Annotated in this window: 18 protein-coding genes; 10 read left to right on the top strand and 8 right to left on the bottom strand. The window is 51.1% G+C overall.

Annotated elements, in window-relative coordinates:
• Positions 1–210 precede the first annotated feature (210 nt).
• The 4 genes from TH61_RS02700 to TH61_RS02685 all read left to right on the top strand — a co-directional run bounded on the left by TH61_RS02700 (position 211) and on the right by TH61_RS02685 (position 4,025).
• Complete coding sequence (locus TH61_RS02700; RefSeq protein WP_066505550.1) at positions 211–1,269, top strand: class I fructose-bisphosphate aldolase; 1,059 nt, start codon at positions 211–213, stop codon at positions 1,267–1,269.
• A gap of 153 nt (positions 1,270–1,422) precedes the next feature.
• Positions 1,423–2,316 (top strand): acetyl-CoA carboxylase, carboxyltransferase subunit beta, encoded by an 894-nt coding sequence (gene accD, locus TH61_RS02695; protein ID WP_066505546.1) that lies wholly within the window; start codon positions 1,423–1,425, stop codon positions 2,314–2,316.
• Positions 2,317–2,524: 208 nt separating this feature from the next.
• Positions 2,525–3,250, top strand: a complete 726-nt coding sequence (locus TH61_RS02690; protein ID WP_231862290.1) for an OmpA family protein — start codon at positions 2,525–2,527, stop codon at positions 3,248–3,250.
• Between the two features lie 127 nt (positions 3,251–3,377).
• The gene (locus TH61_RS02685; protein WP_157600512.1) at positions 3,378–4,025 is read left to right on the top strand and encodes a hypothetical protein; all 648 of its coding nucleotides are present in this window, start codon (positions 3,378–3,380) and stop codon (positions 4,023–4,025) included.
• 71 nt (positions 4,026–4,096) lie between these two features.
• Here the strand turns inward: TH61_RS02685 and TH61_RS02680 are convergent, their stop codons facing one another.
• Positions 4,097–4,735 (bottom strand): DUF2238 domain-containing protein, encoded by a 639-nt coding sequence (locus TH61_RS02680; protein WP_066505543.1) that lies wholly within the window; start codon positions 4,733–4,735, stop codon positions 4,097–4,099.
• Positions 4,736–4,907: 172 nt separating this feature from the next.
• Positions 4,908–5,630 carry an MBL fold metallo-hydrolase gene (locus TH61_RS02675; protein WP_066505537.1) on the bottom strand — a complete coding sequence of 241 codons (723 nt, stop codon included), beginning with the start codon at positions 5,628–5,630 and terminating at the stop codon, positions 4,908–4,910.
• An 84-nt stretch (positions 5,631–5,714) separates the two neighbouring features.
• On the opposite strand from TH61_RS02675, the gene nth reads away from it, so the two are divergent.
• The 4 genes from nth to TH61_RS02655 all read left to right on the top strand — a co-directional run bounded on the left by nth (position 5,715) and on the right by TH61_RS02655 (position 10,822).
• The gene (gene nth, locus TH61_RS02670) at positions 5,715–6,422 is read left to right on the top strand and encodes an endonuclease III (RefSeq protein WP_231862289.1); all 708 of its coding nucleotides are present in this window, start codon (positions 5,715–5,717) and stop codon (positions 6,420–6,422) included.
• A 118-nt stretch (positions 6,423–6,540) separates the two neighbouring features.
• Positions 6,541–8,988, top strand: coding sequence for a TonB-dependent receptor (locus TH61_RS02665; protein ID WP_066505534.1), 2,448 nt, complete (start codon positions 6,541–6,543; stop codon positions 8,986–8,988).
• 139 nt (positions 8,989–9,127) lie between these two features.
• Positions 9,128–10,108: a radical SAM protein gene (locus tag TH61_RS02660; RefSeq protein ID WP_066505530.1), complete on the top strand. Its 981-nt coding sequence runs from the start codon at positions 9,128–9,130 to the stop codon at positions 10,106–10,108.
• A gap of 180 nt (positions 10,109–10,288) precedes the next feature.
• Entirely contained in the window at positions 10,289–10,822 is a 534-nt protein-coding gene (locus tag TH61_RS02655; RefSeq protein WP_066505527.1) for a gamma carbonic anhydrase family protein, read from the top strand.
• A 41-nt stretch (positions 10,823–10,863) separates the two neighbouring features.
• Here TH61_RS02655 and TH61_RS02650 read toward each other — a convergent pair whose 3' ends face one another.
• From TH61_RS02650 to TH61_RS02635, 4 genes are all read right to left on the bottom strand, one after another.
• Positions 10,864–11,451 (bottom strand): Pycsar system effector family protein, encoded by a 588-nt coding sequence (locus TH61_RS02650; protein ID WP_066505520.1) that lies wholly within the window; start codon positions 11,449–11,451, stop codon positions 10,864–10,866.
• Positions 11,452–11,645: 194 nt separating this feature from the next.
• Positions 11,646–12,206, bottom strand: coding sequence for an NUDIX hydrolase (locus TH61_RS02645; protein WP_066505519.1), 561 nt, complete (start codon positions 12,204–12,206; stop codon positions 11,646–11,648).
• A gap of 273 nt (positions 12,207–12,479) precedes the next feature.
• Positions 12,480–12,887 carry a hypothetical protein gene (locus TH61_RS02640; protein ID WP_157600510.1) on the bottom strand — a complete coding sequence of 136 codons (408 nt, stop codon included), beginning with the start codon at positions 12,885–12,887 and terminating at the stop codon, positions 12,480–12,482.
• Between the two features lie 153 nt (positions 12,888–13,040).
• Positions 13,041–14,351 (bottom strand): hemolysin family protein, encoded by a 1,311-nt coding sequence (locus tag TH61_RS02635; protein ID WP_066505515.1) that lies wholly within the window; start codon positions 14,349–14,351, stop codon positions 13,041–13,043.
• Between the two features lie 222 nt (positions 14,352–14,573).
• Here TH61_RS02635 and TH61_RS02630 point away from each other — a divergent pair, with 222 nt between their 5' ends.
• Complete coding sequence (locus tag TH61_RS02630; protein WP_066505513.1) at positions 14,574–16,784, top strand: thioredoxin family protein; 2,211 nt, start codon at positions 14,574–14,576, stop codon at positions 16,782–16,784.
• A 379-nt stretch (positions 16,785–17,163) separates the two neighbouring features.
• Here TH61_RS02630 and TH61_RS02625 read toward each other — a convergent pair whose 3' ends face one another.
• The gene (locus TH61_RS02625) at positions 17,164–17,694 is read right to left on the bottom strand and encodes a DUF4385 domain-containing protein (protein WP_066505511.1); all 531 of its coding nucleotides are present in this window, start codon (positions 17,692–17,694) and stop codon (positions 17,164–17,166) included.
• Positions 17,695–17,775: 81 nt separating this feature from the next.
• Here TH61_RS02625 and TH61_RS02620 point away from each other — a divergent pair, with 81 nt between their 5' ends.
• Entirely contained in the window at positions 17,776–18,342 is a 567-nt protein-coding gene (locus TH61_RS02620; protein WP_066505510.1) for a hypothetical protein, read from the top strand.
• Positions 18,343–18,581: 239 nt separating this feature from the next.
• Here TH61_RS02620 and TH61_RS02615 read toward each other — a convergent pair whose 3' ends face one another.
• Positions 18,582–20,213: a glycosyltransferase family 39 protein gene (locus TH61_RS02615; protein WP_066505509.1), complete on the bottom strand. Its 1,632-nt coding sequence runs from the start codon at positions 20,211–20,213 to the stop codon at positions 18,582–18,584.
• Between the last annotated feature and the right edge of the window lie 86 nt (positions 20,214–20,299).

Here is a 20,299-nt window from a genome sequence, read left to right as displayed (position 1 = left end):
CATCCGTTTTCTACATTGCCTTGTACGGGCGAATGGACGTGAAGTGATATGGTAAGGTGTTTAAAATCAGAAAGATGGCGCCATGAATAATTTTGCCGCCTGCGGCTCAAACTCCGGAATGGGACTGGCCGTATGCTTTAACCACTATCCTTAAAGAATATGTAGTTGGATTTTGTTTAGAGCATTTTACCTAGCCTTTTCCCTGAATCTATGAGTGTACAAACCGTTACTTCTCTCTTAGGCAAAGACGCCGAATCCTTGTTAAACTACCAAGCCACCGCCATCCCGAAGGAGCTGCTTCATCTGCCCGGCCCCGATTTCTTAGACCGCGTGTTTGTGAACTCCAACCGCTCGCCGCAGGTGCTGCGCAACCTGGGCCAGCTCTTTAACAACGGGCGCCTGGCGGGCAGCGGCTACGTGTCCATCCTGCCCGTGGACCAAGGCATTGAGCACACCGCCGGAGCCTCGTTTGCGCCCAACCCGATTTACTTTGACCCTGAGAGCATCATCAAATTGGCTATTGAGGGAGGGTGCAATGCCGTGGCCACTACGTTTGGCAACCTGGCCATGCTCAGCAGAAAGTATGCGCACCGAATTCCGTTTGTGGTCAAAATCAACCATAACGAGCTGCTCACCTATCCCAATAAGTTTGACCAGATCATGTTTGGGTCTGTGGAGGAGGCCTGGAATCTAGGCGCGGCGGCGGTGGGAGCTACCATTTACTTCGGGTCTGAGGAGTCTAGCCGTCAGATAATTGAGGTGGCCGAGGCCTTTGAGCAGGCGCACCAGCTGGGCATGGCCACCATCCTCTGGTGCTACACCCGCAACAACGCCTTTAAGAAGGACGGCACAGACTACCACGTCTCCGCAGATTTGACTGGGCAGGCCAACCACCTGGGTGTCACCATACAGGCAGACATCATCAAACAGAAACTACCGGAGAACAACGGTGGGTTTACGGCCATCAACTTTGCCAAGAGCCACCCCAAGATGTACTCAGACCTCACCACCAACCATCCCATTGACCTCACGCGCTACCAGGTGGCCAACTGCTACATGGGCCGGGCGGGTTTGATTAACTCGGGCGGGGAGTCTAAAGGCGAGTCTGACTTAGCAGACGCGGTGCGCACGGCCGTCATCAACAAGCGGGCCGGCGGCATGGGCTTGATCTCGGGGAGAAAGGCATTCCAGAAAGACATGAAGGCCGGCGTGGCGCTGTTGAATGCCATCCAGGATGTTTATTTGGACCAGGACATTACCATTGCGTAACCAATATCGTTTACAAACAAAAAGGGTAGTGCGTATTCTACGGCAACAAAGTAGGGCGCTACCTTTTCTTTTTTATCTTTGCAAGCTTTAGAAATCCTGAGCGGGTTTCTGCCCCCAAAGCTTCATTGTTGAAAAGAACCTTACAAATACACTATGTCTTGGTTTAGAAGAGTAGAAAAAGGCATCGTTACCCCAACGGAGCAAAAGAAGGAAACCCCAGACGGGTTGTGGCATAAATGCCCTGAGTGCAAGGCGGTTACCAGCAAGGCAGAACACAGACAAAACCTCTACACCTGCCCCAAGTGTGACCACCATGACCGTGTCAACTCACATGAGTACTTTGAAATCCTCTTTGATGACAACGCCTTCACAGAGCTGGATGAGAACATGAGCTCAGGAGACCCCTTGCACTTTGTAGACACCAAGGCCTACCCAGACCGCATCAAGGCTACCCAGCGCAAGACCAACCTGAAGGACGCCGTGCGCACCGCCCATGGCAAGGCCAATGGCCTGGACCTGGTGGTGGCCTGTATGGACTTTAACTTTATTGGGGGTTCTATGGGCTCTGTGGTAGGGGAGAAGATCTCAAGAGCCATTGACTACAGCCGCCAGCACAACATCCCGTTCATGATGATCTCAAAGTCTGGGGGCGCGCGCATGATGGAGGCTGGTTTCTCCTTGATGCAAATGGCCAAGACATCGGCTAAGCTAGCTCTCTTGTCTGAAGCTAAAATCCCGTACATCTCTTTATTAACAGACCCAACCACAGGTGGCGTGACCGCCTCTTATGCCATGCTCGGGGATTTTAACATCTCTGAGCCGGGTGCTTTGATTGGCTTTGCCGGACCGCGCGTGATTAAAGAGACCATTGGCAAGGACCTGCCCAAAGGCTTCCAGAGCGCTGAGTTTGTCTTGGAGCATGGCTTCCTGGACTTTATAGTGCACCGCAAAGCTTTGAAAGACCGCGTGGCGCAGCTAATTGCCATGTTGGCACCTTCAGAGGCAGTCATCAAAGAAAAATCTGCAAAGAATTCTGGCGCTAATTAAGCCTTGAATCCAATATAAAAGCAGCGTGGCCCGTTTGAAAGACTCAGACGGGCCACGCTGCTTTTATATTTTCCTTAAATTGGCACGATTATTACATTAGGTAATATAGTTTTGGAACTATACTGAACATTTTAACCGGAAATGAGTATGTATGTCCGATGCTAAAGACCTAAAACTGTCAACATCATTCATTAAAAATTAAAACGCTATGAAAATTCTAAAAGGAACACTCACCGCTATGTTAGCAGGAAGCTTGATCTTCTCTTCTTGTAAATCAAGCGAAACTGCTAGCACTGGTACTACTACCGGCACTACTCAGAATAAAGGAATGAGCAAAACCGCGAAAGGCGGTATCATAGGTGCCGGTTCTGGTGCCATCATTGGTGGTATCATTGGTAAGGCCACTGGTAACACGGCTCGTGGAGCCATCATTGGCGCGGCTGCGGGTGGTGCCACTGGTGCGATCATTGGTCGTAGAATGGACAAGCAGGCTGAAGAGCTTGAGCGTGAAATGAAAAACGCGCAGGTAGAACGTGTAGGCGAGGGTATCAAAGTAACCTTTGACGCTGGTCTATTGTTCGCTACTAACTCTGCTGAGCTACAGTCTTCTTCAAGAGCAGACATCGCTAAACTAGCCGAGACCTTGAAGAAATACCCAGGTACCAACGTATTGGTGGAAGGACACGCAGACAACACTGGTAACGATGCCATCAACCAGCCGCTTTCTGAGCGTAGAGCCCAGGCTGTTGCCAACTATGCCACTTCTTTAGGGGTAGAGTCTAGCCGCATCCAGACCCGTGGTTATGGTTCAACCCAGCCAATTGCAGACAACTCTACGGCTACTGGTCGTCAGCAGAACCGTCGTGTAGAGGTGGCCATCTTCGCGAGTGAAGAATTGAAGAAAGCCGCTGAGCGTGGTGAAGTGAAATACTAAGCACCCGTTGCTTTAAACTATTAAGAAGGCTGGCCTGCAAAGGCCAGCCTTCTTTTTTTGCCCCTTTGGTAATCCAACCTCTTGCCATACCTTCCGTTTAAGCGGTAGCAACCAATTGTACAAAACTATGAAAATGAACATACAGCCATTGGGCATCCTGCTGCTGGGTTTAACCCTTGGCGCCTGTGAGAAAGTAAAGACAGAAGAGGCCCGCGCTGACCTGCCCAAAACCACCGTGGAAGACACGTTGGTCTTTACGCCAGACAGCGCCGAGGTAGATACTACGGGCGTAGCCTACACGGGGGATGATAGCACCTACAACAGATATGCCTCTGAGTGGCCAGATGAAGACATGGCCTATATTCCCAAAGCAGACAGAGAGGGTGGAGAGGAAGCAGGCACTGTAGAGACGGACAGAACCAGGTCTAATAGTGCTACAGCGGGCACTGCGAAGGCAGAAACCAAGTCAACCGCCAGTACCACTGTAAAAACCAAGACCACTACCCCAGCCAAGAGCACCGTTTACCGCAAACCCACCAAAGCGGCTTTGCAGCGCTCGTTGGCCAATGACGCCCGCCGGTCCAGCCAGATGAGCCTGGAAGAGTTGCGCCGCTATTGGACCTCAAGGCAGTATTACTACAAGCGTGCTTCTAAAGAAGTGAAATACGTGGCCGGCAAAGTGAAAATCAACATCAACCAGGAAGAGACCAAGATTGAAACGCCGCTAGGCAAAGTAAAAATGGAGCCCGGTGATGTAAAGGTTAAACCAGACTAACCAGTCTATAACAGAAAAGCAATCCCCGTTTTTGGCCTGATTTCTAGGAAACAGGCCAAAAACGGGGATTTTTAGTTAGGGGAGAATCTATTGCTCAAGAAAACGGTACCCATGGTGAGCATAGCCCCAAACATGGCAATGGCAATGTCTTTCTGAGCATCCCAGATATCGCCTTGGGTGCCTAGGTAGGCCATGCCCTGCGCCGGGAAAAAGATGTCGGCTACGGCCCATTCAATCAGTTCATAGAAAGCGCCCAGGCTAATGGTCAATTCAATGGGCAGCAGCAAGGCAAACAGCAGGCGCATCTTGGTCAGGCGTCTAAACAGCTCATACATAGGGTAGGCCAACAGAAACCCGAAGCTAAAATGCACCAGCCGGTCATAGTGGTTTCGGGCCAAGTCCAATTCGTCTTTTACCCAATACCCAAACGGATTCTCTGAGTACGTGTACTGGCTGCCATACACGTGCAGCATCATGAACAGGAAGATGCAGGTGTAGCTGGCGTCTGAGAACCTAAAGTGCTTGTAAAACGCCACCAGCAGAATGATAGCCGTGAACGTGAGCGTGTTTTCCAACCACCAGTTGTTCAGATCTGGGGTGTTAAAACCGGTGTAGGCCCAGTAACCCAGGAAGACAAGTACATAAAAGATAAGCAGTGGGTTCTTCCTGAAATGTCTATGCTCAGGGTCAAGGGCAAACGAAAAAGCCATACGGGATCAAATGAAAGAAGCGCAAGATAGCGGTTCTACCTAAATGTTAAGACAACCGCCCAAATTTGGCTGCCTAAAGAGAGGGGTTAATGCTAGAAAATCCTTGGGAAAGGTTGATGGTTTGCGTTTTTGGCCTGATTTCCAGAAAACAAGCCAAAAACGGTAACGGGCTTTAATGGCTCAGCTCTTGGTGCAGGCCCGCCGAGACCATCATGCTGGGCTGGTGGTAGACCAAGGGAAAAGGATTGTCTTCTGGACTTTGGCTGGGATCACAGTGATACCCATACAGGTGGTAATCGCCTACCAACGGAATCAGCTTTTTATAATACGTGTGCGCCGTGTTCTCCTCTTTGAAGGTGATGTCATGGTAAAAGCAGGTAGGGCGTGGTGGCAGGCTTCTGATGTGGGCAAACAAAGCCTCAGGCTGACCTAAATCCCCCGAAAAAACCACGCGGTTGCCGGCGTCCTCAAAGATGTAGGCGTAGGTCTGGTAGTTTTCGGCGTGCTGGCCAAACGTGTCTACGGCCGTGATGCCGGGCATTTCTGAGAGGGGCATAAAATCTGCGTACTGTTCTGGCTTCTGCAACTGCAGCCGCAAAAACTCATACAGCTCACTCCTGAAATCATCATCTGGGTAGAGAATTACAGGCCGGCAGTTTTTATTGAAGAAATGGCAGTGCAACAGCACATTGGCCAGGCTGCCCGTGTGGTCATTGTGCAAATGGGTAATGAGAATGTATTCTATGGTGCGCGTAAGTTCATGCTGGCGCAGGGTAGGGTAGACCGTGAAACCACAGTCCAGCAGGATGCTTTTCCCTTTAAAAGAGACTATCGCCGCCGAATTTCCATAGTCCGTGTCAAAGGCTCCGCCGGTGCCTAAAAATCTGAATTTCATAGTGTTAGGTGTGTGATGGCTCTCTTGGGTTTTGTACGTAAACTTTGCCAACGTTGGCGCGTTTCAAGGACAAACCTTTTCTATATGTCGCAACTGGCCCACATGCTCCCGCCCAAAGAGAAAGCTTGGCAGGTACACCTACGGTTAAACGAGGTTTTTGGACTTCTGCCCACCTACCCCCGGCAGGACCCCATGCGTGAACTCATCTCTACCATGCTCTCACATAGGACCACGCACGCCAATGAGGAAAAGGCCTATTCCCAGATGCTGGAGCGGTTCCCAAGCTGGCAACAGGTCATGGATGCGCCCGTAGAGGAGTTGGCAGATGCATTGTCACCAGCTGAGTTTCCGGGCGCCAAGGCCGTCAACATCCAGAAGACCTTACGCATCATTCAGCAGACCCACCCAGACTTTAATTTGGCTTTTCTGGAGCAGATGGATGTGTCCCCCGCTATGGACTGGCTCATGGCCTTGCCGGGCGTTGGGCTGAAAACGGCCACGCTGGTCCTACTCTTCAACTTTCATAAGCCGGTCTTGCCCGTAGACACGCACGTGCACCGCATCAGTCAGCGGGTGGGATTGATTGGCGCTAAGGTGACCCATGACAAAGCCCACGCCATTCTGCTGGAGATGTTTCCGCCAGACGCCGATGTACTCTACAATTTTCACCGGCACATGCTCAAACACGGTCAGAAAGTGTGCACCTTCCGGTATCCTAAGTGCGGGTCTTGCGCCCTGCAGAATCTCTGCAATTATTATGAAGAGGTGCGAAGCAAAGGCATTGACCTGTAATACCGTTTTTGGCTTGTTTCTTAGAAATCAGGCCAAAAATGAGTAGTGCTGCGGCGTTCAAAACAAATAGCTTGGTTTCTAGGTTGCACGCATATTACCTCGTTTCTTACTAGTCAACATGAGACCCTTCCTAGCCCTATTTTCAGTTGTTCTTTTTCTGGGTTTTTATCAGGCGCAGGCCCAGAGCGTGGGCAGAATCACGGGCGTAGTGCGGGACCGGAATACCCAGGAGCCCATCATTGGCGCCACGGTAAGTTTAGAGGGAACTACGCTGGGGGTGGCCACAGATGGGCAGGGCCGGTACAGACTGGAGAGCGTGCCCACGGGCAGTTACAACCTCAAGGCCACGTATTTGGGCTATGAACCGGTCACACGTTTCAATATACCCGTGACATCGGGCAACGCCTTGACCTTGAACCTGGACTTGGCGCCCAGCCAGACACAGTTGCAAGCGGTAGACATCTCAGTAGACAGGTCTATACGGGTAGCCACGGTAGAGACGCCTTTGTCCGTACAGAGTTTGAGCAGTGAGGAGATTAAAAGCAACCCGGGTGGGAATTTCGATATATCAAGGGTGATCCAGACCTTGCCGGGCGTGGCCGGGGCAGGGAGTACGGGGGCTGGTTTCAGGAATGACATTGTGATTAGGGGCGGAGGCCCCGGCGAGAACGTCTTTTTTCTGGACGGCATTGAGATACCCGTGATCAACCACTTTTCTACGCAGGGCAGTAGCGGTGGTCCGCAGGGTATTTTGAACGTGTCCTTTATTGAGGACGTGACCCTGAGCACCAGCGCCTTTGACGCCAAGTATGACAATGCCCTGTCCAGCGTGTTCCAGTTCAAACAGCGCGACGGCAACCCAGACCGCCTGCAAGGCAACGTGCGCCTGAGCGCCACCGAGGTAGCCGGCACGCTGGAAGGTCCGTTGGCGCCCAAGACCACGTTTCTGGCTTCGGCCCGCCGGTCCTATTTGCAGTTGCTGTTCAAAGCCATTGACCTGCCCATCAGGCCTAATTACTGGGATTTTCAGTACAAGGTCACGCACCAGCTAAACGCCAAAACCACCATAACGGCGCTGGGCCTTGGGGCCATTGACGAATTCAGTTTTGCCGTGCCCAAGGAATCCTCGCCGGAAAAAGAATACGCCTTGCGGTCCAATCCGCTTATCAACCAGTGGAACTACACCACGGGCATAAGTGTGAAACGCTCCTTAGAAAACGGCTTTGTGCAGGTGTCTCTGAGCCGAAACGTGTTTGAAAACCGGCTGGACCGTTTTGAGGACGCGCAGTACGGAGACGAATCCAGAAGAGTGCTCAAGGCGCGGTCGCAGGAGAGAGAGAACAAACTACGCCTGGACGTGAACAAGTTTGTGGGCGGTTGGAAGTTCTCTTACGGGGCCATTGGGCAGTACGTGGGCTATGACAACGCTTTCTTCAGCCAGATACGGCAGGAGGTGCGCGACCAGAACGGCACTGTGGTACAGCCCCGCGTAGTCCTGGACTTCAATACTGATTTGGATTTCTTCCGCTACGGGTTTTACGGCCATACGTCCAAGAGCTTTCTGCAAGACAAACTGAGCCTTTCCCTAGGCGTGCGCACAGATATGAACTCGTTCACTACGGATGGCAACAATCCGCTGGAGACGCTGTCCCCGCGCCTGTCTGCGTCCTATGCACTGACGGAACGCTGGAAACTGAACGGATCTGTAGGCACGTATTACCGTCTGCCCGTCTACACGGTGCTGGGTTATAAAGACGCCGATGGCACCTACGCCAACCAAGGCAGCGATTATCTCAAGTCCACGCACTACGTAGCGGGCGTGGAGTTTCTGCCGTCCATTGCCAACCGCCTCACCGTGGAAGGTTTTTACAAGCGCTACGGCAATTACCCGGTTTCTTTGCGTGACGGGGTTTCCCTGGCCAACCAAGGCATTGAGTTCGGAGCTATAGGAAACGAGGCCGTGGCCAGCGTGGGCAAAGGCCGGGCGTACGGCGCCGAATTTTTCTTCCAGCAGAAGCTGACCCGCGGACTCTATGGCTCCGTTTCTTATACCTTGGTGCGCAGTGAATTCACAGGGCTGGACAACGAGAACTACATCGCCTCGGCGTGGGATAACCGGCATTTGGTGTCTGGGTTGCTGGGCTGGCAGTTTGGCAAGAACTGGGAACTGGGCGGGAAGTATCGGTTTGCCGGTGGTTCACCGTACACGCCCTTTGACCTGCAAGCCTCGCAACAGAACTACGCCTCGCTGGGCACTGGTCTGCTGGACTATGACCGCCTGAACACCCTTCGCCTGCGCTCTTTCCAACAACTGGACGTGCGCCTGGACAAGAAGTGGAACTACAAACGCACCACTTTGGACGTGTACATAGACATTCAAAACATCTTTAGGTTCAAAGGCCCGTCTTTACCGCAATACACGTTCCAGCGCAACGCAGACAACACCGGTTTTGCCACCACAGACGGCCAACCCCTGCAACCCAACGGGGCCAACGCCATTCCGTTGATTTTAAATGAGGATGAGGTGACGTTTCTGCCCAGCTTCGGGTTTGTGTTTGAGTTTTAGGCAGTCGTTTTTTTGGCTGTTTTCTGGAAAGTAAGCCAAAAATGCGTGCTTAAAACTATTGGTACTCGCCACCTCTTCTTGAATCCCGTATGCAATGCGTACCTTGCAGGAGCCAAGGCATCAGTAGAACCAACCCTAAATGCGCTTAATCCATCATCCCGTTCTGGCCAATTATTACGTGACGTACCGGTGCAACGCCAAGTGCTCCTTCTGTGACATTTGGGAGAAGCCGTCGCCGTATATTGAGCTAGAGGATGTGAAGCAGAACCTGAAGGACCTGCGCCGACTGGGGGTGAACGTGGTGGATTTTACCGGTGGTGAACCCTTGTTGCATAGACAGATAGACCAGTTTTTGGGCACGGCACAGGAGATGGGCTTCATTACCACGCTCACCACCAACGGCATGCTCTACCCCAAATGGGCCGAGCGCCTGAAAGGCAAGGTGGATATGCTACACTTTTCCCTTGACTCCGCGGACAAGACCGAGCATGACACCGGAAGAGGCGTGGCTTGTTTTGATTTCGTGCTAGAGTCTATCCAAATAGCTAAATCCTTGGGTGAGCGTCCTGATATCCTGTTCACGGTTTTCAAACACAACCTTGACCAGATTGAGCGGGTGTATAATGATATTTGCCTACCCAATAAATTGATGTTGCTCTTGAACCCAGCCTTTGAGTACAACCAGGTAGAAACCGGCGACCAGCTGTCAGAACAGGAGCTGGATTACCTGGTCACCTTCAGCAAGCAGAAATGGGTGTACCTGAACGAGGCTTTTGTGAAACTGCGCAAGGACGGCGGGAATCATATTGACAAACCGGTCTGCAAAGCGGCCAGCACCACGCTGGTGATTTCGCCGGAAAACGAGTTGGTCTTGCCATGCTATCATCTGGGCGCTAAAACCTTTCCCATCCAAGGACAGTTGTATGACCTGTACAAATCCAAAGAAGTAAAAGAACTGATTGCCCTGGAAGGCCGACTGCCCGCCTGCGAAGGCTGTACCATCAACTGTTACATGCAACCCAGCTTTGCCGTGGAGCTGAACAGCTACTGGTGGAAGGCCCTGCCCAGCACCCTTAAGTACAACCTCCGCAAAGGCACCTGGAAGAAGATGCTGTCATAGAGTTAAGGATTGAAAATCCTTGACTCTAATTGAAAGAAGTAATTGAAAAAAATCAACGGGTCGGGTTGCATTTCCCTGACCTCTTATACTGTTAAGTAGGTAAGCCGCCGCTTTGTAATAAAAAAAGCCTGTCATTCTGGAGAGGCTTTTTTATTTTAGCTTTGTTAAACCCATATCGCTATGCCAGTTATCTTACCTGTCAAAGGAATCATGCCCACCTTGGGCGATGCCTGTTTTATTGCCCCCAACGCTACCATTGTTGGAGACGTCCAACTAGGCGACCAATGCACTGTCTGGTTCAATGCTGTGATTAGAGGAGATGTGCACCGCATCCGCATCGGCAACAAGACCAACATCCAGGATGGAGCTGTCATTCATTGCACCTACCAGAAAGCGCCTACTACCATTGGCAACAACGTGAGCATAGGCCACAACGCGCTGGTGCACGGCTGTACGGTAGAGGACAACGTACTCATTGGAATGGGGTCTATTGTCATGGACAAAGCCGTAGTACAGCAGCACTGTATCATAGCCGCCGGGGCCGTGGTGTTGGAGAACACCATCTGCGAAAGCGGACACATCTACGCCGGTGTTCCCGCTAAAAAAGTGAAAGCCCTAAGCCCTGACCAAATCACAGGAATGGCGCAGACAGCTAATAACTATGTTTTGTACGCTAGCTGGTTTCAGGAAGGGGAGGAGAAGCAAGGGATTTGATTTCATCCTGATTTCCAGAAAACAGCCCAAAATCACCTTTCCTAGAGCGGCGTGCTGATCACCTCGGCTACTACAAAAGTGAGTACCGAGATGATAAAGCCGATCATGAAGAACATGTAGGAGAAACGTAGCCGGCGGTATTTGCTTTCCAACACTAGACCCAAGCTGTAGTTGTCCTTGATCATACTAGTGTAGAGAAAGTCAGAGTCGTTCATCATGGTCTTGATGCCTTCCTCATAGTCCTCATAGCGCATGCTGTGGTAGTTCCCGAAGAACAGCAGATTCACCTTTCTGTTCATGATGTCCTCTCTAGAGAAGGAGCCCTCAGTGATTCTGGGCATAGTCACCAAAATAGCCGATACAATAGTTACCAGGCACGTGATGAGAAAGCAGATGGTGGGAATAAGCAAATTGGGCTCGGTGCCCAGCTTGCGCAACAGCAATGACACCACAATGGAGACAATGATGGAGTTAATGGTGAGGAGAATGTGCGCCTTGTTGTCGGCCATGTCACTCAAGCGCATCTGGTTGGTGGCCGTGATGCGGAACATGGTTTCGGTGCCCTTTTTAGACCGTTTTACTTTGGGGGAATCTAGTTCAGAAAACTGTTTTTCTGTTTTCTCTGCCATGGGTGTGCGAAGGAAGATAGGATATGTACGACTGAGGCCTTCCTGTCAAGAAAATGGTACGCCCAGCCGATGGGGCGATGCCTCAACTTACTCCTATACTTCATTTAGCGCCGGTAGTTGGGCTTAGCGCTAAATTTTCTTCAGAAATCCTAAAAGCCCCAGAGAAACCAAGCCATTCTCTCTAAAAGAACCGCTTAAAACACAGTTTTTTGCAAGTGCTGCAAGGCCATAAAACACAAAGACACAGAGCAAGACACCTGAATCTCGCCAGCCATAATTTTAGGCATGACCTCTGCCAACGGAATAGGCACCACCTCCACGCATTCGGTCACGTCCCACTCTGGGGCACCGGTGAGCTGGGCACCATGCGCTATGAATAAGTGTACCTGGCTGGTGTCTTTGGTGGGGTTGTCATAGAGAATGCCAATAGGAGAAATGGACGCTACACTGTACCCAGTTTCTTCATAAAACTCACGGGCGGCAGCCTCACTGGGGTCTTCGGTTTCTGCGTCAAACATGCCACCGGGCAGCTCCAACAGAATCTTGCCGGCCGCGTGCTTGTACTGGCGCACAAAAATCACCTGGCCATCTGCGGTTACCGGAAACACCAGCGCCCCCGCCGGCCGTACGCTTACAAAATAATCATCGAGAATTAGGCCGTTGGGCAGCTGCACCGTGTCTTGGCGCAGGTTGTACCAGCGGTGCTTGAAAACAGTCTCAGATTTTAGGATAATCCAGGGTTGGGGCGTGGTCATGTAAACGTAAGTAAAACCGAAGTTATCCGTTTTTGGCCTGTTTTCACAGAAACAGGCCAAAAACGGACAGGTGCTACACCTACGCAGAAACCAGAAAACCGGCTGAGAGCCGAGGGGAAAACGTTTTCTTTTGGGGTGAAAAAAACTTGAAAATATTTGACTTAGTTCGCCAAGTCAAGATGCTTTAAAACTGCTTTATAGATTCTGGAGTTCTTTTTGGGTTTAGTATTTAAGAAACGATTCTAGTACGCTAATTTCAATTTATACAGGATTCTAATAACCTAGAAATTTGGCCCTCCTTCTAGCTGAAGTCTCCAATGCTTGGCTGTTATAGAAGGTAAGGCAAGAGGAAATGACATGCTTGCCGTCCATTCCTTCGGCCACTTGGTATTGAGCTCTATCCAAAGAGTCCAGCCTTATTTTTTTAACTTCACGCAACACCAGACTATCTATCGCGTCCCCTTCAGAGTAAAGCCAGTCAGGCGGACGGCAGCTAACATCATCATCTGCTAAATCAAGTTTCTTATTGTTAGCTAATTCCACACATCTGCAAAAGCTAATGGTCTTGAAGCTGTCTATAAATTCTGCTCTACTCAATCTTGCACCGGGTTTTCCAGCCGTTCTACAACTGAACATCAAGACTATAAACCATACTGAAAGGAGCAATTTCTGGTACTTCATTTTAGCAGGGACAAAAGTTATGAATGTCTTACCTGAAGGTAGTATGTTCAAGAAAACCAAAGCATTTATTTGTCAGATGTTGCTTAAACCGTTTTCGGCCTGCTTTAGAGAAAACAGGCCGAAAACGGTATGATACAAGAAGAGTAAAAACGTTTACAAGATATCGTCGCGCTTGTCCTCGGTGACGGTGAGGAGGACGGACTCTACGTTGCGCTCGGTCTTTTCCAGAATCTTGAACTCGTAGACGCCGTGCACTACGGTGTCGCCAATCTCTGGGATGCGGCCGTAAATCATGTTCAGGTAGCCGCCCACGGTTTCATAGTCTTCGCCTTCGGGTAGGGGGTAGGGCAGGTCATCATTGGCATCTTGGATGGATACAGAGGTATTAACCTTGTACTCAAAGTCGCCGGTCTTTTCAATAAGCGGAACCTCTTCATCGTACTCATCCTGAATCTCACCTACCAGCTCTTCAATGATATCTTCAATGGTGACAATACCCGAGGTGCCGCCAAACTCATCTGACACCACAGCAATGTGCATCCGGTTACGCTGGAAATCCTTGAGCAAGCGGCTGATTTTCTTGGTCTCCGGTACGTAGTACGCAGAGCGCATAAGTTTCTCTAGGCTCACCTGTTCGCCGGCGCGCAGTACTACCAGAAGGTCCTTCACATAGAGAATGCCCACAATGTTGTCAATGGTGTCGCGGTAGACGGGCATGCGGGTGTAGCCTTCGTTGAAAACCACTTTGAAGATCTCGTCCTCGGTAGATTCCAGGTCAAGGGCCACCAGTTTGGTGCGGGGCACCATGATCTGCTTGACCATGCGCTCATTGAACTCAAAGACGTTCTCCATGAGCTGTTGCTGGCTGTCGCCTATCTCACCGCTCTCAGCGGACTGCTCAAAGAGCAGGCGCAGTTCCTCGGCGGTGTGCACCTCAGAACCGTGCATGGGCGTGATGCCCACCCGCTTCAGGATAAAATTAGAAAGGCCATTCAACACCCAGATGAAGGGAAGCAGTACATAGTACACAATCCGCAAGGGCACGGCCACGGCCAAGGTGGTGGACTCTGGCCGCTGAATGGCCAGGGACTTAGGCGCCAGCTCTCCGAACACAATGTGCAGGACGGTGATGACGGCAAAAGAGATAGGAAGCGCAATCTTATGGGCCAGAACTGGGTCAGGATTAAAGCCCGCCGCGTGCATGATGGCAATGATGATCTCAGAAACCACGCCTTCGCCAATCCAACCCAAGCCTAGGGAGGCTAGTGTAATACCCAACTGAGTGGCTGACAGGTAGGCATCCAAATGGCCAATCATGTGAAAAGCGATTTTAGCCAGATTGTTTCCGGCTTGGGCACGTAGTTCTATCTGGGAGGCGCGCACTTTTACCAACGCAAATTCGGCGGCCACAAAGAAGCCGTTGAGCGCCACCAGAAACAAGGTCAAGAAGATATTTAGGATCATAGAGTATACCGGCTCTCAAGGTGTCAAGAAACCAGATTAGGTCAAATTTAACGGTTTATCAGCACTATCAAAGTGCTAATAACCGTTTGGTCTACGAGATTTGCCCCAGAAGGTAAGCCTTTTCTCTATGTTTGAACAAAGGGCTTTCTGTTGAGTTGTACTTGTTTATGGGGTAATTGTAGTAATTTGCCTCTTTATTGAAGACCGTAACTTTTAAATGATATGGCATTAAAACGCCTGTGGATGTTCTTGCTTCCTTTGCTGCTTCTGGTGACAATGGTGCAGGCGCAAGTATTAAAACCGTCCAGCTGGAGCTATGACGTCTCCAGCACAGAGGTGAAAGTAGGCGAGGAGGTGGACCTTATTTTCAACGCGAAAATTATCCCTGACTGGTACCTCTACTCCTCTGACTTTGACCCGGACCTGGGCCCGATGGTGACCACGTTCACGTTCCAGAAGCACCCGTCTTTTGCGCTGGTGGGCAAGGTGAAACCCATGGGCCCGAAGAAAAAATACGATGACACCTGGGGCGGCGAATACACTTATTTTACCAAGACGGCCCAGTTCAGGCAGCGCATCAAAGTCTTGCAGCCCACCTTAGTCCTGAAAGGCAGCTATGAGTACCAGGTTTGTTCTGATGTGACCGGCCAGTGCATTCCCGGCGAAGGCGATTTCAACTTCACCCAGATAAAAGTCTTGCCGGGCGCCGCGCCTACTATAACCCCTGCGACTCCCACTACCACCACTGGTACTGAGCAAACACCTGCGACGAGTGCCTTGGACAAAGCAAGAAGCACCTCTGTTTCTACTTCGGCGGGACTAGCTTCTACTACGGTGGATTCCTTGACTGCCACCACGCCTTTTCCCAACAAAGACATAGAGAATTCCAGAGCAGCCCAAGCAGATAAGAAAGCTGATACTGCCACTATAGCAGCCCCTGCGGTCATGGGTGGTGGAGCCACTGCCGGCGGTTTGCCCACCGAAACGCTTTGGGAGTTCATGCTGGGTGCGTTCCTCTCTGGGATGATTGCCCTGCTTACGCCCTGCGTCTTCCCGATGGTGCCCATGACGGTAACCTTCTTTACTGGCGGCAGCGCTAGCCGCGGACAAGCCATCATGAAAGCCTTGATTTACGGCTTGTCCATCATTGCTATTTATACCTTAATCGGGACGCTGGTGGCCAAACTGGCCGGGCCCGAGGCCGCCAATTTCCTGAGTACGCACTGGTTCCCTAACCTGCTGTTCTTCGCCATTTTCCTGTTTTTTGCCATGTCTTTCCTGGGCATGTTTGAGATTACCCTCCCGCATTGGCTGGTGAACAAGGCAGATGCGCAGGCAGACAAAGGCGGCTATTACGGTGTGTTTTTCATGGCCATCACGCTGGTGCTGGTGTCATTTTCCTGCACCGGCCCCATTGTAGGTTCTATCCTGGTAATGTCGGCGGGCGGCGAGACGCTTAAGCCCATTGCCGGCATGTTCGCGTATTCCCTGGCCTTTGCCTTGCCATTTACCTTGTTTGCTATCTTCCCGAACTGGCTGAGCAGCCTGCCCAAGTCTGGGGGTTGGTTGAACTCCGTGAAAGTGTGTCTGGGCTTTATTGAACTGGCGCTGGCGCTTAAGTTCTTGAGCGTAGCCGACCAAGTCTACCACTGGCGCTTGCTGGACCGCGAGGTGTATCTGGCGCTTTGGATAGTGATTTTCGCGCTGATGGGCGTGTACCTGTTGGGCAAACTCAAGTTCTCCCATGATTCAGACTTGCCGTTTTTAGGCGTGCCGAGGCTGTTGTTGGCCATTGCCACGTTTTCGTTTGTAGTTTACTTAATCCCTGGCATGTTTGGTGCGCCTTTGAAAGCCCTAGCCGGTTACCTGCCGCCGCAGTCTACCATAGACTTTGACCTGTATTCCAATAGAGGCACCACTGCTGGCGGAACGACGGTTTCTACCTTATGCGAGACACCCAAATACGCCGAGTTTCTAGAACTGCCGCACAATTTGCAAGGTTATTTTGACCTGGAGCAAGCCAAGCGTTGCGCCGAGGAGCAGGGCAAGCCCATCTTCATTGACTTCACGGGCCACGGCTGCGTGAACTGCCGTGAGATGGAGGCTAACGTCTGGTCGGACCCCGAGGTTCTGAAACGCCTGCGGGAGAACTTCGTGATTGCCGCGCTCTATGTAGATGACAAAACCGAACTCCCTAAAAACGAGTGGTACACCAGCACCTACGACCAGAAGGAGAAAACCACCCTCGGTAAAAAATACGCCGATTACCAGGTGACCAAGTTCAACGTGAACGCCCAGCCGTATTACGTGCTCATGGACGAGAACGAGAACATGCTGGTAAAACCGGTGGCCTATGAGAAAGACGTCCAGAAGTTCATTCAATTCTTAGACGCCGGCGTAGCCGCTTACAAAGCCAAGCAACAGGCGCAATAAGTATTAAATTGTTAAAACAGAGAAGCCCTGACATTTATGCTGGGGCTTCTCTGTTTTGGCCTATTTCCCTAAAAAAAGGTCAAAAACGCATCTATGCATTAACACAACCCCTCTCAATGTTAACAGCCTTTACTAAACGCGGATTCTCCCCTTGAGGGGAGCGCAGAGGGGTGTTGGCATCACCAGGTCAAAGCTTTCCCAACTGAGGAAGGTGATTTTTAAGAATAGAGATACTTCTCTATTTACTTAGGATAGCCTCTAGAGTAAGCAATATGTGCTCTCCTGTGTAAACACCCCTCTACGCTCCCCTCAAGGGGAGAATCGTTTTTAGTGAGGCCTATCCGTTTTAGCCTAATTCCCAGAAAACTGGCTAAAAACGCTACTTCTCATAATAAGCATCCCTAAATTCCTGCTTCTGCCTCAAATACTCTGGATGGTCTTTGGCTTTTAACCAATACTCCTTGAAAATTGCGGCCGATTGGGCTTTCTCGTTGGTGAGCGCGTCTGCCTCTTGGGGTAGAATGTCATTGCCTTTGTGGGCGCTTCCGGAGGAGTAGGGGTAGGGCAGGCCTTCTGAATGGTCTTGGTTGGTGGCTTCATACTTGCGGCCGCCTTTGTGGTTGGCGTACCGGCGCGCGCGCGTGAAACCCATCTGCAGGAACTTGCGGGCCATGTCGGCGCCCACGAAGTCATGCTGGGCGAGGTAGGTTTCAAAGAGCTGGTAGATTTTCTGAGCCGAGGGTAGGGCCACTTCGGGGTTCTTGAACCGCCAGTGCGGCAGAATCTCGCTTTTGTAGGGCTCTACCAGCAACACGCCCTGCTCGCCCACGCCCACACGGTACAGCTCTGGATGCTCCCTGAAGTCTACTTTCTTGAAATCGAGTTCGTACTTGAAACCGTTTTTTGCCATACCTTGCTACCGTGAACGCAGGCAAAAGCACCTAAATTGCCCTAGTCTGCGTATGCGAGTTGTTTACACATACCTACTACTATGAAACGCGTTCATCTGTTTTCCAAGACTTTCTGCTCGCTGGCAATTCTGTCAGGGGTTCTACTGTTGTCCAGCTGTGATACCACCCCCCGGGAGCGCAAGGAGATTGCCGCGCGTGAGATTGACCAGCTAGACGAGAAAGCAAGCGCCGCCGCCGCCAAGTCTAAAGAAGAAATCAAGAGATCCAGAGAAGCGTTAGCCAAACAGCGTGAGGAGCGCAAACTGCGCGAAGCCCGCGGCACTACCGCCGGCAAAAAAGCCCAGATGGAGAAAGACTTGCTAGGCGACTACCGCATGCTTTCCCAGACTACGCCTGAGAACCTCAAAGATGCCTACATCTATTTCCTGCAACAGGTGCGAGACCGCCGCGAGATCTGGACCCTAGAAGACTGGGACTACGCCAACGCCATCTATAAGCAGCTCAACGACCGTGAAAAAGTGTTGCATGATGACATCATCCTTCGGCACGCCACCAAAATCAAAGCCCTGCAGGCAGAATACTTGGCCCTGGAGAACAGCGCTGACCTGAAAGACTACCAACGCATCAAGAAAGAGCAGAAGCAGTAATTAGTGTGCTAATTGTTTAATGTGCTGAGATGCTATTTTCCTTTTGTCTTCCTGAAAGGACCTTGTGAGCGAATTAGACAGGCGTTTGCGTAAATGCGACTATAGTTTGCCCATAGGTTCGGTTCAAAAGGACACAAAGTGACCAATTGGGTTCATTGGGGAATATCTCCATCCCTTGCCACAGCCCGTTTTTACCATAATTCCCAGAAAAGAGGCCGGAATCGAATTTCGGCCCCTTTTTATTTGGCGGAGATGGAGTCTTTGGGCAGGTAGAACAGCTTCACCTTCTTCTCCTGGGCTAGCAATTTGGCGGTCGGGAATTTAGGCAGGATGTCCTGTTCTCTGAGCGTCATCATCAGTTCTGGATGCTCCAAAACCCCGTTGTTGATGAGCAGGAAAACCGTGTCTGCCTGCTGGTCTTGGGCTGAGTAAAACTCATACCGTTTGAAGGTATAATTCTTGGGTACCTGATAGCCATAAAAATACTCATAGCCCCAGAGCATGGTTGAATCCATTAGTACCACGTGGGTGCCTGTGGCATGACGCAGGTGCTGGTCTATGATTTTCTTCTGCTCAAAATAGTAGGAGACCGTAGGCTTCAGGATAAAATAAACCGGCCGTATAGCGCTTACCAAAGCCACCGCCCCTAAGCCTAGCCAGAAAGGTACGGGTCTGTTGTAAAGGTACAGCGCCAGAAAGAGCACAGCCAAGGGTGCGTACACTACCCAAAGATTATCGCCAGACAGCCAAGTGCCAAGGCCAAACAAGACCGCCATGAACAGGTAGGCGTTCCTGTGGTTCCAGGCTTTCTCCAGCGCCAGGCCAGCTGTCAGGCAAAAGGCAGGGAGCAAGGGGTGAAACATGCGCGGTACCAGGGGCATGGGCTTGTAGAAGTCTACTGTGGCCGAGCCAAACCAGATAGGGAACAGCATGCAGACCATGGCCAGCAACCAGAAGCCGTGGGGCTCGCGCCAAGAAACGGGTTTAGCAAAGCGCAGAAAGGAAAGCAAGGCAAACCCCGCCGGAATAGCCAAGGCAGAGCCAATGAAAAACAGCAACGGCCCGTAGGTCAGCCTCGGGAGCAAGGTGGCCGACCGGCTGTCTAGGTAGTCTTGGCGGGTTTGGTCTGTGTTGGTAGCGGCAATGTCATGCAGGCGGAGCAGCATGTCGCCGGTGAAAATCTTGTAGGAGAGGAAATAGATGGTCAGTAATACCGCACCCGTGGCCGCCGCAGCTACCCAGAACCTAATATTCTGCTTTCTTCTTATCTGCAAAAAAAACAGCGCCAGGTAGAAAGGCACCGTGTAGACGATGGTCTCCTTGGTTAAAAAGGCCAATAGGTTCAGCACCGCGAAAGAAATGCCCCAGTTGAGTTCTTGCTTTGGAGAAATGGCCAGCGGGTTTCTGAGCTTGTACAGAATCAGCAGACAAGTTGTGGTGAAGAACAGGAGGATGTTGTCTGGGTACAGGTAATTGACCGTGTTCAGCTGAAAGTAATACAGCCCTAGCAACACCAAAGCCCAGCAGGTGGCTACCGGGTGTTCCTTTTTAAAGCTGGCGTAGAGAAGGTACAGTGTGCCCAACGTGCAGAGCAGCGGCCAGAGCGTGGTGGTGTAGACGTTGTGTCCCCCAAGCAAATAAAAGAAGGCCGTGGGCACGAACACCATAAATCTGTGGGAGAAGGAGTAGTTGTCAAAGTGGAACGTGCCTTGCAGCAGTTGCATGGCAAATAGGCTGTAGTCATGGTCGTCCCCGAAATAAAAGCCCTCATGTTCCAGAAAGAAATACACCAGTGTAAAGCCAATGACCAGCAATAGCCAGAAAGTAGGTTTTGAGAAGAGTTGCCAGAGCGGTTGCAAAAACAGCGTCATACAGGTTACTTGGGTATGAGGTAAAGTTCGGAAATATAAACCGAGTTCTATAGCCCCTTCCTTTGGCAAAAGCCATTGAAAGCCCG

The organism is Rufibacter sp. DG15C (assembly GCF_001577755.1).
GTDB lineage: Bacteria > Bacteroidota > Bacteroidia > Cytophagales > Hymenobacteraceae > Nibribacter.
The sequence above is the reverse complement of the archived record's forward strand: the minus strand, read 5'-3'. Positions and strand labels throughout refer to the sequence as shown.

What these genes read in the sequence shown, in the direction of transcription:
- TH61_RS02700 (WP_066505550.1), top strand. Translation starts at nt 211, where the DNA reads ATGAGTGTACAAACCGTTACTTCTCTCTTAGGCAAAGACGCCGAATCC.
- accD (WP_066505546.1), top strand. Translation starts at nt 1,423, where the DNA reads ATGTCTTGGTTTAGAAGAGTAGAAAAAGGCATCGTTACCCCAACGGAG.
- TH61_RS02690 (WP_231862290.1), top strand. Translation starts at nt 2,525, where the DNA reads ATGAAAATTCTAAAAGGAACACTCACCGCTATGTTAGCAGGAAGCTTG.
- TH61_RS02685 (WP_157600512.1), top strand. Translation starts at nt 3,378, where the DNA reads ATGAAAATGAACATACAGCCATTGGGCATCCTGCTGCTGGGTTTAACC.
- TH61_RS02680 (WP_066505543.1), bottom strand. Translation starts at nt 4,735, where the DNA reads ATGGCTTTTTCGTTTGCCCTTGACCCTGAGCATAGACATTTCAGGAAG.
- TH61_RS02675 (WP_066505537.1), bottom strand. Translation starts at nt 5,630, where the DNA reads ATGAAATTCAGATTTTTAGGCACCGGCGGAGCCTTTGACACGGACTAT.
- nth (WP_231862289.1), top strand. Translation starts at nt 5,715, where the DNA reads ATGTCGCAACTGGCCCACATGCTCCCGCCCAAAGAGAAAGCTTGGCAG.
- TH61_RS02665 (WP_066505534.1), top strand. Translation starts at nt 6,541, where the DNA reads ATGAGACCCTTCCTAGCCCTATTTTCAGTTGTTCTTTTTCTGGGTTTT.
- TH61_RS02660 (WP_066505530.1), top strand. Translation starts at nt 9,128, where the DNA reads ATGCGCTTAATCCATCATCCCGTTCTGGCCAATTATTACGTGACGTAC.
- TH61_RS02655 (WP_066505527.1), top strand. Translation starts at nt 10,289, where the DNA reads ATGCCAGTTATCTTACCTGTCAAAGGAATCATGCCCACCTTGGGCGAT.
- TH61_RS02650 (WP_066505520.1), bottom strand. Translation starts at nt 11,451, where the DNA reads ATGGCAGAGAAAACAGAAAAACAGTTTTCTGAACTAGATTCCCCCAAA.
- TH61_RS02645 (WP_066505519.1), bottom strand. Translation starts at nt 12,206, where the DNA reads ATGACCACGCCCCAACCCTGGATTATCCTAAAATCTGAGACTGTTTTC.
- TH61_RS02640 (WP_157600510.1), bottom strand. Translation starts at nt 12,887, where the DNA reads ATGAAGTACCAGAAATTGCTCCTTTCAGTATGGTTTATAGTCTTGATG.
- TH61_RS02635 (WP_066505515.1), bottom strand. Translation starts at nt 14,351, where the DNA reads ATGATCCTAAATATCTTCTTGACCTTGTTTCTGGTGGCGCTCAACGGC.
- TH61_RS02630 (WP_066505513.1), top strand. Translation starts at nt 14,574, where the DNA reads ATGGCATTAAAACGCCTGTGGATGTTCTTGCTTCCTTTGCTGCTTCTG.
- TH61_RS02625 (WP_066505511.1), bottom strand. Translation starts at nt 17,694, where the DNA reads ATGGCAAAAAACGGTTTCAAGTACGAACTCGATTTCAAGAAAGTAGAC.
- TH61_RS02620 (WP_066505510.1), top strand. Translation starts at nt 17,776, where the DNA reads ATGAAACGCGTTCATCTGTTTTCCAAGACTTTCTGCTCGCTGGCAATT.
- TH61_RS02615 (WP_066505509.1), bottom strand. Translation starts at nt 20,213, where the DNA reads ATGACGCTGTTTTTGCAACCGCTCTGGCAACTCTTCTCAAAACCTACT.